The following is a 247-nucleotide window of genomic DNA, read 5'->3' on the forward strand; positions in this document are numbered from 1 at the left end:
GCATAGATAAACGAACCACTGGATATAAGCGTCGTCAAGAAGCTCAAAAGAAAGCGACAGAAACCATGTTTACTTTACTTCACTCTCTACCCTTGCAAAAATTAAAAGCACAAACGCTCCTTTTTGATAGAATAGGAAAGTATAAAGTTTTACCCGCTAGAAAGCCTATCACCTCAAACGTTAATCACTATCACTTGATTTGAAAAGAGAGGGGATTTAAAGGTACACTATACGTATGGTAGAGAAA

The 247-nt window shown here is 36.8% G+C and carries 1 protein-coding gene; it reads left to right on the forward strand.

Going from position 1 to position 247, the window contains the following annotated elements; genetic code table 11:
• A partial coding sequence (locus tag ACYQ2O_RS13800) for a hypothetical protein (protein ID WP_459796885.1) occupies positions 1 to 203 on the forward strand: 203 nt, incomplete at its 5' end.
• Positions 204 to 247 lie beyond the last annotated feature (44 nt).

The sequence above is a fragment of the Alkalibacterium sp. m-11 genome, from assembly GCF_054658155.1.